Origin of the sequence: Streptomyces sp. NPDC002742 (assembly GCF_042888885.1) — a bacterium.
Classification (GTDB): domain Bacteria; phylum Actinomycetota; class Actinomycetes; order Streptomycetales; family Streptomycetaceae; genus Streptomyces.
Genome location: NZ_JBIAQF010000017.1, coordinates 102,174 through 115,247, shown reverse-complemented (window position 1 = coordinate 115,247; position 13,074 = coordinate 102,174). Strand labels below are relative to the sequence as shown.

General features: G+C 70.9%; 11 protein-coding genes. 9 read left to right on the top strand and 2 right to left on the bottom strand.

Annotated elements, in window-relative coordinates; all coding sequences use genetic code 11:
* Positions 1-48: 48 nt before the first annotated feature.
* Positions 49-1,239, top strand: coding sequence for an acyl-CoA dehydrogenase family protein (locus ACFYW8_RS28625; RefSeq protein ID WP_365876844.1), 1,191 nt, complete (start codon positions 49-51; stop codon positions 1,237-1,239).
* A gap of 51 nt (positions 1,240-1,290) precedes the next feature.
* On the opposite strand, the gene ACFYW8_RS28620 is transcribed toward ACFYW8_RS28625, so the two are convergent.
* Positions 1,291-1,728: a cell division protein SepF gene (locus ACFYW8_RS28620; RefSeq protein WP_365876842.1), complete on the bottom strand. Its 438-nt coding sequence runs from the start codon at positions 1,726-1,728 to the stop codon at positions 1,291-1,293.
* Positions 1,729-2,017: 289 nt separating this feature from the next.
* On the opposite strand from ACFYW8_RS28620, the gene ACFYW8_RS28615 reads away from it, so the two are divergent.
* The gene (locus ACFYW8_RS28615; protein ID WP_389082498.1) at positions 2,018-3,280 is read left to right on the top strand and encodes a DUF5685 family protein; all 1,263 of its coding nucleotides are present in this window, start codon (positions 2,018-2,020) and stop codon (positions 3,278-3,280) included.
* Between the two features lie 190 nt (positions 3,281-3,470).
* Here ACFYW8_RS28615 and ACFYW8_RS28610 read toward each other — a convergent pair whose 3' ends face one another.
* Positions 3,471-4,427, bottom strand: a complete 957-nt coding sequence (locus ACFYW8_RS28610) for an ABC transporter substrate-binding protein (protein ID WP_389082493.1) — start codon at positions 4,425-4,427, stop codon at positions 3,471-3,473.
* A gap of 409 nt (positions 4,428-4,836) precedes the next feature.
* Between ACFYW8_RS28610 and ACFYW8_RS28605 the strand changes: the two genes are divergently transcribed.
* The 7 genes from ACFYW8_RS28605 to ACFYW8_RS28575 all read left to right on the top strand — a co-directional run bounded on the left by ACFYW8_RS28605 (position 4,837) and on the right by ACFYW8_RS28575 (position 13,003).
* Entirely contained in the window at positions 4,837-5,685 is an 849-nt protein-coding gene (locus ACFYW8_RS28605; protein ID WP_389082488.1) for an amino acid ABC transporter permease, read from the top strand.
* On the top strand, positions 5,682-7,445 hold the full coding sequence (locus ACFYW8_RS28600) for an FAD/NAD(P)-binding protein (RefSeq protein WP_389082482.1): 1,764 nt from the start codon (positions 5,682-5,684) through the stop codon (positions 7,443-7,445). Before ACFYW8_RS28605 ends, ACFYW8_RS28600 begins: the two co-directional genes overlap by 4 nt.
* Before the next feature lie 49 nt (positions 7,446-7,494).
* Entirely contained in the window at positions 7,495-8,277 is a 783-nt protein-coding gene (locus ACFYW8_RS28595) for an amino acid ABC transporter ATP-binding protein (protein WP_389082476.1), read from the top strand.
* Positions 8,278-8,483: 206 nt separating this feature from the next.
* The gene (locus ACFYW8_RS28590) at positions 8,484-9,599 is read left to right on the top strand and encodes an LLM class flavin-dependent oxidoreductase (protein WP_389082471.1); all 1,116 of its coding nucleotides are present in this window, start codon (positions 8,484-8,486) and stop codon (positions 9,597-9,599) included.
* Positions 9,596-11,053: an LLM class flavin-dependent oxidoreductase gene (locus ACFYW8_RS28585; RefSeq protein WP_389082466.1), complete on the top strand. Its 1,458-nt coding sequence runs from the start codon at positions 9,596-9,598 to the stop codon at positions 11,051-11,053. The genes ACFYW8_RS28590 and ACFYW8_RS28585 overlap by 4 nt, the downstream gene beginning before the upstream one ends.
* 4 nt (positions 11,054-11,057) lie before the next feature.
* Positions 11,058-11,840 carry a DUF1684 domain-containing protein gene (locus tag ACFYW8_RS28580; RefSeq protein WP_365876826.1) on the top strand — a complete coding sequence of 261 codons (783 nt, stop codon included), beginning with the start codon at positions 11,058-11,060 and terminating at the stop codon, positions 11,838-11,840.
* 263 nt (positions 11,841-12,103) lie between these two features.
* Positions 12,104-13,003, top strand: coding sequence for a S1 family peptidase (locus ACFYW8_RS28575; RefSeq protein WP_389082461.1), 900 nt, complete (start codon positions 12,104-12,106; stop codon positions 13,001-13,003).
* The last annotated feature ends 71 nt before the right edge of the window (positions 13,004-13,074 follow it).

Here is a 13,074-nt window from a genome sequence, read left to right as displayed (position 1 = left end):
AGATTCTTGACTAGCGGTGCTAGTTATCACCCTGCCGGAGGCTGTCGTATGTCCGCGTCCTCGAAGCTGCCGCCCTTCGACCCCGCCGATCCGCTCGGGATCGACGACCTGCTGGACGCGGAGGACCTCGCCGTCCGCGACACCGTGCGGACCTGGGCCGCGGACCGGGTGCTTCCGTACATCGCCGACTGGTACGAGAAGGGCGAGCTGCCCGGAATCCGGGAACTCGCGCGGGAACTCGGCGGAATCGGCGCCCTCGGCATGTCGCTCCAGGGCTACGGGTGCGCGGGGGCCAGCGCCGTGCAGTACGGCCTCGCCTGTCTGGAACTCGAAGCGGCCGACTCCGGGATCCGCTCGCTCGTCTCGGTGCAGGGTTCCCTCGCCATGTACGCCATCCACCGGTTCGGCAGCGAGGAGCAGAAGCTGACCTGGCTGCCGCGGATGGCCTCCGGCGAGATCATCGGGTGCTTCGGACTGACCGAGCCCGACCACGGCTCCGACCCCGGCTCCATGCGCACGCACGCCAAGCGCGACGGCGGGGACTGGGTCCTGAACGGGCGCAAGATGTGGATCACCAACGGTTCCGTCGCCGGTGTCGCCGTCGTCTGGGCGCAGACCGACGACGGCATCCGCGGATTCGTCGTGCCCACCGACGCGCCCGGGTTCTCCGCCCCGGAGATCAAGCACAAGTGGTCACTGCGGGCGAGCGTGACGAGCGAGCTCGTCCTCGACGACGTGCGGCTGCCGGCCGACGCCGTCCTTCCCGACGTCGTCGGCCTCAAGGGCCCGCTCGGCTGCCTCTCGCACGCGCGGTACGGAATCGTGTGGGGCGCCATGGGCGCGGCGCGGTCCAGCTTCGAGTCCGCCGTCGCGTACGCGAAGACGCGTGAGCAGTTCGGACGCCCCATCGGCGGCTTCCAGCTCACCCAGGCCAAACTCGCCGACATGGCCGTCGAACTGCACAAGGGCATCCTGCTCGCCCATCACCTGGGCCGCCGCATGGACGCGGGCCGGCTCCGTCCCGAGCAGATCAGCTTCGGCAAGCTCAACAACGTACGCGAGGCCATCGAGATCTGCCGTACCTCGCGCACGATTCTCGGCGCCAACGGGATCTCACTGGAATACCCCGTGATGCGGCACGCCACGAACCTGGAATCGGTGCTCACCTACGAGGGCACCGTCGAAATGCATCAGCTCGTGCTGGGCAAGGCGCTCACCGGGCTCGACGCCTTCAGGTGAAGGCCCCGCTCGTGAAGCCCCGGCAAGGCAGGGCCGGTGAGCGGCCCTGCCTCAGCTCTGGTTGAAGAAACCGTCCGTCGGGCGGCTCGCGGCCTCGCCGCTGACGATCTCCGTGTTGGCCGGGGTCAGCAGGAAGACCCGGGTGGCGACCCGCTCGATGGTGCCGCGCAGGCCGAAGGTCAGGCCGGCCGCGAAGTCCACCACGCGCTTGGCGTCGGAGGCCTCCATGGACGTGAGGTTGATGATCACCGGGATGCCGTCCCGGAAGAGTTCGCCGATACCGCGTGCGTCCCGGAAGCTGTCCGGGGTGACCGTGCCGATCCGGCGGCCCTTCTCCTCCGCCGTCTCGGAAGCAACCTTCACGCGCGGGTCGGTGACCCACGCGTCGCCGGAGTCCTGACCCTCGGCGTAGTCGTCGTCGTAGTAACGCTCGTCATCGTTGTCGTCGACGAGGCCAAGCCAGGCACTCGCCTTGCGCACCGATCCCATGGACGCCTCCTCTCACAGCGGTCTTTCGTGCTTCCGCATCCCCATGGTCGTCCATGATGCGGATGTCGCGCCAAGTGGATAGACGCCGCGTGGGGGTTTCGTGACGGTACTGGTGCACAGCGAATCCGTCGAGAGCCCGCGCCCCCCAAGGGTCGTACGGGGTAAGGCTGCTGACTGAGAGTGAAATATGATTTCTCGCGGCGACCGGGTGACGAGCGGTGCGTTCGGGTGAACGGAGTGCTCGATACGATGCCGCACTCCAACGTCCTACGTGTCACGGGGGAGTGTCGTGTTCGGAATCGTGAGGCCATGCAGCCACCGCCTCGGCGAAGGGCTCAAGACGCAGTGGATGGCGCATTTGTGCGGGCTGTGTCTCGCGCTGCGCGGGGACCACGGCCAGTTCGCGCGGGTGGTCACCAACTACGACGGCCTGCTGATATCGGTTCTGACGGAGGCTCAGGCCGAGCGTGCGACGGGATGGCGGCGCACCGCCGGGCCCTGTCCGCTGCGCGGCATGCGGACCGCCTCCGTCGCGCAGGGCGAGGGCGCCCGGCTCGCCGCCGCCGTCTCGCTGGTGCTCGCCTCGGCGAAGGTGCGTGACCACGTCGCCGACGGGGACGGCCTCCTGGCACGCAGGCCGGTCGCGATCGCCGCGCGCCGGGTGGCCGCGAGCTGGGGCAGGGCCGGGGCGCGTACGGGATCCGACGTCGGCTTCGACACGGCCGTGCTCGTCGACGCGGTGGACCGGCAGATCGGGATCGAGTCGCTGGCCGGGCCCGGAACGCCGTTGCTGACCGTCACCGAACCCACCGAGACCGCCACCGCCGCGGCCTTCGCTCACACCGCCGTCCTCACAGGCCGCCCCGGCAACGCGGCTCCACTGGCCGAGGCCGGGCGGCTCTTCGGGCGGCTCGCGCATCTGCTGGACGCCGTGGAGGACAGGGAAACCGACGCCGCGTCGGGTGTCTGGAACCCGCTCACGGCCACCGGGACCTCGCTCACCGAGGCCCGTCGGCTCGCCGACGACGCCCTGCACGGTATACGGCTCGCCCTGCGGGAGGCCGAGTTCACCGACAGCAGGCTGGCGCATGTGCTGCTCGCCCATGAACTGGGCCGGTCGGTGGACCGCGCGTTCGGGACGTCGGGGTGCGGACATCCGGCGGGCGCGTCGCACGGAACGGATGGCTCCCTCGGTTCGTTCGATTCCCTCGGCTCGCCGGACGCGGCGGTTCCGCTCGGGCCCGAGAGCTCCTTCGGGCCGCCGCCTCAGCACGGCGGCAATCCGTACGTCGGCAACGGCGACCCCTTCGGCGGCGGGCCCTCCGTCCAGCCCCCGACCCCCGGCAGGCGCGGGTTCTGGGCCGGCTGCGCCACCGCCATCGGGCTGTGCTGCACCTGCAAGATGTGCTGCGCCGGTGAGTACGAGGGGCCGTGGTCGCGCAAGAGGCGCGAAGGATGCCTGAACGACTGTGACTGCGACTGCGGTTGCTGCGAGGCGTGTGAGTGCTGCGAGTGCTGTGAGTGCTGCTCGTGTTGCGACTGCGGTTTGTGACATCGTATGTGACTGTGCGTCATGGCCACGGTGGCTCGGGTGCGTTGTGGCCAGGGACCACGGCCGTGGGTTGTGGCCGCGTGCCCTGATCGTGGGTGCGACCGGAGGCTGTGACTGAGCGCCCCGCACGGGATGCCCGCGCTCGGAGCGCTCCGGTCCGGGCGCTCCGAGCGCGGTGGCTGGGTCCAGCTCAGTCCTTCAGTTCCGGTGGGGAGATCCGGGACGTCGTGATCGCGGATCCCTTCGTGCCCCACTTGTCGAGGATCTTCCCGTACGTCCCGTCGGCGATGAGCTTGTTCACCGCGGCGCGGAAAGCGGGCGCCAGCGCGCTGCCCTTCTTGAAGGCGAAGCCAACGTCGAGGCGGTGGAACTCGTTGAGGAACTTGACCCCTTGCTGGTGGGCGACGGCGTAGCGCAGGCCGTTGATGGTGCTCATCACGACGTCGCTGCGGCCCTGTTGCAGCGAGGACCAGATGGCGCCCTGCTCGCTGTACGTCTGCACCTTGTACGCCTTCTTGCCGGCCTCCGAGCAGACCTTCTTGTTCGCCTCCAGGGTCGCCTCGAACGTCGTACCGGCCGCGGTCGCGACGTTCAGCCCGCACAGCTGCCGGAGATCGGTGATCTTCGAGAGCTTGCTGTCCGCACGCGCGGCGAAGCCCTGGCCGTCGTTGACGTAGGTGACGAAGTCGATGATCTTGCGGCGCTCGTCGGTGACACCGAAGTTGCTGGCCCCGAAGTCGTATTTGCCGCTGTCGAGGGCCGGCAGGATCGCCTCGAAGCTCGCGGACTCGTGCTTCAGCTCGATGCCGAGGGTCTTGGCCACGGCGTCCGCGAAATCGACGTCCTGCCCGGTCAGCGTCTTGCCGTCCGCCAGGTAGGAGGTGCCGGGCGGTGAGCCGGACACGCTGATCGCCACGGTCAGTGAACGGGTGCCGGGCGGCAGCAGCTTGGCGGCGGAGGCGTCTTTGTGGATCGGCGAGACGACGTCCGTGGTGGGAATCTTGTCGGCCCGCGCCCCGGTCCGCGCGGTACTTCCGCCGACCGCGTCGTCCGTACCGGAGCCGCATGCGGTGACCAGCAGGGTCGCGGAGGTGAGCAGCGCGAATGAGGCGAAATGCCTGTTTCGGGTACGCGAGAACGTACGCATGGTGTGCGGTCTCCTGAGGGCAGGGAGTGAAAGGGCGCAAGGGGAGGGGAGGGTGCGCGTGTGAAGGCGTGGGGAAGAGCAGAAAAGCGGAAGGCGCCCGTCTCGGACGGGCGCGCAGAGGGGTCAGCTCAACAGGAAGAGGACCACACTCGACCGAAGTCGATGTGGGAGCGCTTGACCAGCCACTGCTGCGAATGCATGCGCCAAGTGGAACAGGCATCCGTTTGTGCGTCAACTCACTTGAGACGTAAGGCTCACAGTATGGACAGCCTTGACATCGGGGGGAAACGCCCACGTACTCTCGTGTCACGGCCCTGCTGAGGGGCTCGGCCGTACGGCGCTCCCGGGCGCCCAGCGTGGCCTGTGTGAAGGCACCCGTGTTCGACCCGACGCATCACGGAGCCTTCGCATGTCCTCCGACACCCTCACCGAGGTCGCCGCCGCACCGGACGAAGCGGCCTCCCTGCGTATCGTCCCGCGGCGCCGTCCCGGCCTGTGGACCGCCGCCGTCGGCGTGCTGGTCCTGCTCGGGCTCGCCCTCAACTCCGTAGTACGCAATGACGCGTTCCAGTGGGACGTCGTCGGCGACTACTTCACCTCCGCCTCCGTGCTGCGCGGCCTGTGGCTCACTCTCTGGCTGACCGCCGTCGTGACGGCGCTCGGCTTCGCGCTCGGCACCCTGCTCGCCGCGTGCCGACTGTCCACCAACCCCGTTCTGAAAGCGGTGAGTTGGGGATACGTCTGGCTCTTCAGGTCGATGCCGATCCTGGTCCAGCTGCTGTTCTGGTTCAACATCGGGGTCCTGTACCCGCAGATCCTCGGTGTGCGCACGGTCGACCTGCTCGGTCCCGTGACCGTCGCCGTCGTCGGCCTCACCCTGCACGAGGCCGCCTATGCCGCCGAGGTGGTGCGCGGCGGCATCCTCTCCGTCGACCGCGGGCAGATCGAGGCCGCGCAGGCGCTGGGCCTGAGCCGGTGGCGCCGCTGGTGGCGGATCGTCCTGCCGCAGGCGATGCGCTCCATCGTGCCGCCGGCCGGGAACATGCTGATCGGCACCCTCAAGGGCACCTCCATCGTCAGCGTCATCGCCGTGCAGGACCTGCTCTACTCGGTGCAGCTCGTCTATCACCGCACTTACCAGGTCATGCCGCTCCTGATGGTGGCCACTCTCTGGTACGTCATGGTCACCTCGGTCCTCGGCGTCGGCCAGTACTACGTCGAGAAGCACTACGCGCGCGGTTCGGAGCGCACCCGATGAGCGCCGGACGCCCGTCGCTGGTGATCGTCGGGGCCGGGCCGCGGGGGACCGGTCTCCTGGAGCGGATCGCGGCCAACGCGTCCGAGCTGTACGACGGTTCGGAGCTCGACATCCATGTCGTGGACCCGTATCCACCGGGCGCCGGACGACTCTGGCGGGAGGAACAGTCGCCGCTGCTGTGGATGAACTCCGAGGCGCAGGACGTCACGATGTTCACGGACGAGACGGTCGACATGGCCGGGCCCGTGCTCGAAGGGCCCACGCTCGACACGTGGGCGGGCCTCGACGGGCGTACCTTCGCGGACCGGCCCCGACAGGGCGCCTACCTGCGGTGGGTGTACGAGCGTGCCGTGGCCGCCCTGCCGCCGGGCGTCCGGGTGTACCGTCACGCGACCCGCGCGCTGCGGGTGAGCGGACCCCGCGAGGGCCGCCAGCAGGTGTGGCTGGAGAACCGTCCCCGCCCGCTCCTCGCCGACCTCGTCGTGCTGACCATCGGCCACCTCGACGCCGAACTCGACGCCGAGCAGAGCAGGTTGGCCGCGTACGCGACGAAGCACGGGCTGGTCCATCTGCCGCCGGACTTCACCGCCGACAGCGACCTCTCGGCCCTCGCGCCCGGCGAACCCGTCCTGGTCCGCGGCTTCGGGCTCGCCTTCGTCGACCTGATGGTGCTGCTCACCGAGGGGCGCGGCGGACGGTTCGAGGGCGACAGCTACCTGCCGTCCGGGCGGGAGCCGATCCTGTACGTCGGTTCCCGGCGCGGGGTCCCCTACCACTCCAAGATCGGTTACGGCCTGGAGGGCGAACGGCCCCCGCTTCCGCGGTTCTTCGGGCCCGCCGAGGTCGACGCGCTTCTTGCGCGCCCCGAGAGGTTCGACTTCCGGCGGGACGTGTGGCCGCTGATCGAGAAGGAGCTGGGGTTCGCGCACTACCACCGTCTGTTCACGGCACATCCCGAGCGCACCCGGATCGCCTGGAGCGACTTCGAGGAGAAGTACGCCGCCGGTTCCGGCGCCGAGGTCCAGGCCCTGGTGGCGTCCGCCGTGCCCGACCCGGCCGACCACCTCGACCTCGCCGCGCTCGACCGTCCGCTGGACGGGGTGCGCCATGCCTCGTACGACGATCTCCAGGACGGACTGCGGGCGTACATCGAAGAGGATCTGAGGAGGCGTCATGATGCCTCGCGCAGCCCGGACCTGGCCGTGTTCCTCGGGTTGCTCTCGGTCTACGGGCAGTTGGTCCGGCTCGGTGACATCGGCCCGTGGTGGCACGGCTTCTTCAGCTGTGTGGCGTCGGGGCCGCCCGGCCCGCGGCTGCGCCGGATGCTCGCCTTGTCGCGGTCCGGAATCCTGCGGTTCCTCGGCGCGGAGATGACCGTCACCGCCGAGGACGGGGTCTTCCGGGCGGGCGGCGGCACCGTGCCCGGCGCGACGGTCGAGGCCCGTGCGCTGGTCGAGGCACGGCTGCCGCACCCCACCGTCGAGCGCACCCGGGACGCGCTGCTGCGCGAGCTGTACGCGGACGGGGCCGCCGCGACGCCCGAGGGACTGCTCGCCGTCGACCCCGCCGACGGGCGCGTCCTGGAGCGCTCCGGCACCCCGCACCCCCGGCGCTTCGCACTCGGCCCGCACACCGACGCCCGGGGCTCGGGCGCCTTCACCCGGCCGCGTACCGGTGGCCCGGCCTTCCGGCAGAACGACGCGACGGCGCGCGCCGTGCTCACGTTCCTGCGGGCGCCGTCCTGTCGCGTCGCGGCCTGACGCCCCTCCGGTATCCCGCAGAACGACACTTCGCGAAGGGAATCACCCCATGAGCACATCCACGGCCGGCCCACCGGTCATGGTCGACATCAAGTCCGTCCACAAGAGCTTCGGTTCGCTGGAGGTGCTCAAAGGGGTCGACCTCGCCGTGCGGGCCGGAGAAGTAACCGTGATCCTGGGCCCGTCCGGATCCGGCAAGTCGACGCTGCTGCGGACCATCAACCACCTGGAGAAGGTCGACCGGGGCCGGATCAGCGTCGACGGCGAGCTCGTCGGTTACCGGCGCTCCGGCGACAAGCTGTACGAGCTGCCCGAACGCGAGATCCTCAAGCAGCGCACCCGGATCGGCTTCGTGTTCCAGAGCTTCAACCTCTTCCCGCATCTCACGGTGGTGGAGAACATCGTCGAGGCCCCGGTCTCCGCGCTGAAGCGCTCCCGCAAGGACGCCACCCGGACCGCGCGCGAGCTGCTCGACCGGGTCGGGCTCGCCGACAAGGCCGACGCCTACCCGAAGCAGCTCTCGGGCGGGCAGCAGCAGCGGGTGGCCATCGCCCGTGCCCTCGCCCTGGAGCCGAGGCTGCTGCTCTTCGACGAGCCGACCTCGGCGCTCGACCCCGAGCTGGTCGGTGAAGTCCTCGACGTCATCGAGGACTTGGCCCACCAGGGCACCACGATGATCGTCGTCACCCATGAGATCGGGTTCGCCCGCGAGGTCGCCGACACCGTGGTCTTCATGGACGACGGCCGCATCGTCGAGCAGGGCGCCCCCGGTGACGTACTCGACCGGCCGGAGCACGAGCGAACCCGCGCGTTCCTTTCCAAGGTTCTGTGAAACCGGCCCTGCTTCCGTCTCGGCTCTCCGCTGCTTCTCCGTCTCCCGATTCCAGTCCCTTCCTCTCCGCGACGGTCAACGGCCAACCGGTGGCGAAGGGAGCGCGGTTCACCCGGGACCGCCGCCGCGGACCGGACCCCCCCGCCGGTCTCCCGGACCCCCCGCCGGTCTCCCGGACCCACCCCCCACCCGAAAGGCCCTATCCGATGACCGCACCGCACGGCCGGGCGCTCCTGCATCTGGCCGCGGCCCTCGACCAGCGAGCGGCCCACGACGCCGCCACCTTCGTGGAGCAGGCGCAGCTCGCGGAGCGCGGCGCCCTCGACTTCGTCACCCTCGGGGACACCTTCGCGCGGCCGGGACTCGACGCGCTCGCCGTGCTCTCCCGGGTCGCGCCCGTCACCCGCCGCATCGGTCTGGTGCCGACCGTCACCACCACACACACCGAGCCCTTCCACGTCCAGGCGGCGGTCGCGACCCTCGACTGGGTCAGCCGAGGCCGGGCCGGCTGGCAGATCGAGGTGTCCAGGACCGGGACGGAGGCCCGGCTGTTCGGCCGCCGTAGCTCCGAACTCCCGGCTCCGTCAGGCCGTATGACGTCCCTGCCGCCCTCCGAGGCGCTCTGGCGGGAAGCCGGAGAGGTCGCCGACGTGGCCGCGCGGCTCTGGGACAGCCGGGAGGACGGCGCCGAGACACGCGACGAGGCCACCGGCCTCCGCGTCGACCGGAACAAACTGCACCAGGTCGACTTCGAGGGCGGCACCTTCTCCGTGAAGGGACCCTCGTCGGTGCCGCGGCCTCCGCAGGGCCACCCCGTCCGGGTCGTCGACGCGACCGAGGCGCCTGCCCGGCGGACCGCGGCCCGGTACGCCGATGTGGCGCTGGTGCGGGTCGCGGGCCCGGCCCAGGCGCGTGCCGTGCGCACCGAACTGCGCCAAACGGCGGCCGGGTTCGGGCGTGACCCCGACGGTCTGCGCGTCCTCGCCGGGCTCGGCGTCGACCTCGGTGACGGGGAGCGCGCGGCGGAGCCCGGCCACGGTGGAGGCGGGCCCCGGCAGACCGCGCAGGGTCCGCTGTACCGCGGCGGTCCCGTCGGACTCGCCGAACTGATCGCCGCCTGGCACCGGGCGGACGCCGCCGACGGCTTCCACCTCACGCCCGTGGAGCCGCGCCGCGACCTGGAGCGGCTCGTCAACGGAACGGTCGCGCTGCTCCAGCACCGCGGGCTGTTCCGCACCTTCTATCCGGGCAGCACCCTCAGGGAACATCTGGGGCTCGCCCGGCCCGCCAACCGGTACGCCGTGGCGGGGGGAGCCTCATGACCGTACGCACACGGATGCACCTCGCCGTCCGCCTTCCGGGCGCCGACGACACCACCGTCCTGACGACCGGCCGGCGTTCCGCGTCCCCCGCCGACTTCGCCTCCTTCGAGCGCCTGGCGCGCACCGCCGAGCGCGGTCTGTTCGACTTCCTGCTCCTCGACGGGGGACGGTCGTCGCCCGAACACGAGGGGCGCGTCCATGACCAGGACGTGGTGGGCCGGCCCGAGGCGATCACGGTCCTCAACGCGCTCGCCGCCGTCACCGAACGGCTCGGGCTCGCCGCCACCGCCGACGCGATCTTCGAAGAGCCGTACGAACTCGCCCGCAGACTCGCCACGCTGGACCATCTCAGCGGGGGCCGGGCCGCCTGGAACGTGGTGACCTCCTCGGATGCCTCCGCCGCGGAGAACCTCCGCCGGGGCGGCTGTCCGGACGCGGCGGGCCGCTACCCGCTCGCCGCCGAATTCGTCCAGACGTCACGGGAGTTGTGGGACTCCTGGACACCCGACGGCGCGTCCCGCCCGTTCGCGCACCGGGGCCGGTACTTCGACATCGAGGGCGAGTTCACCGTGCCGCGCCCGCCGCAGGGGCACCCCGTGGTCATCCACGCGGGGGACTCGTCCGCGGGACGGGAGCTCGCGGCCCGCGCGGCCGACGTCCTCCTCGCCGACTGGGGGTCCGGAGACGGTTTTCCGGACCGACGCGTGTCCCGGCACGGCGCGCTGGAGGCGGGCCGGTCGCTCCGCGCCGAGATGAAGGGGCGGCTCGCCGCGTACGGCCGGTCGCCCGGGGAGCTGAAGATCATGCCCGTGGTCGCCTTCGTGCTCGGCGACACGGCGGCCGAGGCGCGGGAGCGGGCCGCCGACATCCACCGGCGGCAGTTCTCGGCGCGGGACGCGATCAGTGCCCTGGAGCGGATCCGGGGCGTCGACCTCTCCTCGTACGACCCGGACGGGCCGCTTCCCGACATCGCCCCGGACCTGGGCCTGGACCTGGACCTGGACCTGGACCGGGACCCGAACCCGGACCGGGAGCCGGACCCGAGTCCGTCACAGGACCGGGCACAGGGCCGGGCACAGGGCCGGGCACAGGGCCGGGCACAGGACCGGGCGCTCGACCGGGCGAGGGCGACCGACGTAGCGACCGTCGCGGAGAAGTGGTGGGCCCTCGCGCGCGAGAAGGGCCTGTCCGTCCGGCAGGCCGCCATCGAGATGTCCGGGCGCCGGCCGATCGTCGGCACACCGGAGGCGATCGCCGCCGAGCTCGACGAGGGCGTGCGGACCGGTGCCGCCGACGGCTTCGTCCTCGTACCCCCCGCGACACCCGGCGGACTCGACGAGTTCGTGGACCGGGTGGTGCCGCTGCTCCAGGAGCGCGGCGCGTTCCGCACCGAATACACGGACACCACGTTGCGCTCGCACCTCGGCCTGGCCGAGCCCGTATGGAAGGGTTGATCACATGACGACGGACGCACCCGAGGACTGGAAGCACTGGCAGGAGCACCGTGTCGCGACGGTGTCCGCGCCGTACGGCCCGCTCGCGCTCACCGGAACCCACTGGATCGAGGACTATCCGGACGGGCGACTTCCGGACATCCCCGGGCAATGGGCCGTCAAGGGCGACGGAGTGGCCCTGACGGCGGTCGCCGAGGAAGGGATCGCGGTCGACGGCGAGCCCTTCACCGGCGACATCGTGCTGGACGCCGACTACGGGCCGCCCGGCGGAGCCCGGGTCGGGCACGGGGAGCGGCGGTTCGTCGTCCTGGTGCGCGAGGGGATCTGGGGCGTACGCCGTTACGATCCCGCCGCACCGGCCCGGCAGGCCTTCGCGGGCATCGAGGCGACCCCCTACGACGCGCGCTGGTCGGTGCCCGGACACTTCACCCCGTACGGCGAGGGCCGCACCGTGCGCGTCGAGAACGCCGACGGAGTCGCCCGGGGGCTCGCGCTCGGTGGCGTCCTCGCCTTCACCCTGGACGGACAGGACCTCACCCTCCAGGTGTCGGTCGAGAGCGACGGCTCGCTGTGGGCCGTCTTCGCCGACACCACCAGCGGGTACAGCAGTTACCGCTTCCGTTTCCTGCGCCCGGAGGCGCCCGACGCCGAGGGGCGCACGACGGTGGATTTCAATCGGGCCGTGCTTCCGCCCTGTGCGTTCGCCGACCATTTCGTCTGCCCGTTCCCGCCGCCCGGAAATACGCTGGGCGTGGCCGTAGCCGCGGGGGAGCGCCGATTGGGCTGAGGCCTCCGGGGCGCCCGAAGGCGCGGGGGAAATCTGAAGTCTCCAGTGGTCCGATGATCAACCTCCTTCGTACGTACGCAAGTTGAACGCTGCACGGCCGAAAGGCGCCCTTGTGCCCGTCGGCCGTGCCGCCGAATACTCCCCCTCAGCGCTTGTCAGGGGCATGGCTTGTTCGGAATCCGGACGAGCGGCTCCCGGCTGCGCCTCACGGGCCCCGACCCCACAACACGAGGGCCCCTTACTTCCCTTCGGAGGAACGAAACGTGAGGATCAAGCGCACCACCCCCCGCAGTGGCATGGCGAGACGGAGCCGGCTGATCGCCGTGACCACCGGACTCGTCGCCGCCGCAGCGTTCGCGGTCCCCAGCGCGAACGCGTCCGACGCCCAGACTTTCAGCGCCACCCAGCTGAGCAGTGTCAAGCAGTCGGTACTCAAGTCCGACGTCGCGGGCACCGCTTGGGCGGTCGACGCCAAGACGAACCGCGTGGTCGTCACCGTCGACAGCACGGTCTCGAAGGCGGAGATCGCGAAGATCAAGCAGGAAGCGGGCGGCAACGCGGCCGCGCTCACCATCAAGCACACCCCGGGCACCTTCAAGAAGCTGATCACCGGCGGCGACGCCATCTACGGCGGAGGCTACCGCTGTTCGCTCGGCTTCAACGTGCACAGCGGCAGCACCTACTACTTCCTGACCGCCGGCCACTGCGGTGAGGTCGCCTCCACCTGGTACTCCAACTCGGGCCAGAGCACGACGCTGGGCACCAACGTCAGCTACAGCTTCCCGACCAACGACTTCGCGCTGGTCCGCTACACCAACACCTCGGTCGCGCACCCGAGCGCGGTCGGCAGCCAGACGATCAGCAGCGCGGCCACGCCCAGCGTGGGCACGACGGTCTACCGGCGCGGCTCGACCACCGGTACGCACAGCGGCCGGGTCACCGCCCTGAACGCCACGGTCAACTACGGCAGTGGTGACGTCGTCTACGGCATGATCCAGACCACGGTCTGCGCCGAGGGCGGGGACAGCGGCGGTCCGCTGTACGGCGGCAGCGTCGCCTACGGCCTGACCTCCGGCGGCAGCGGCAACTGCACCTCCGGCGGTACGACCTTCTTCCAGCCGGTCACCGAGGCGCTGAGCTACTACGGCGTGAGCGTCGGCTGACCGACCGGTCGCGCGACGGACCGGCCGTTCGTCGACTCGTCGACCCACGGGGCCGGCACCCCCCACAGGAT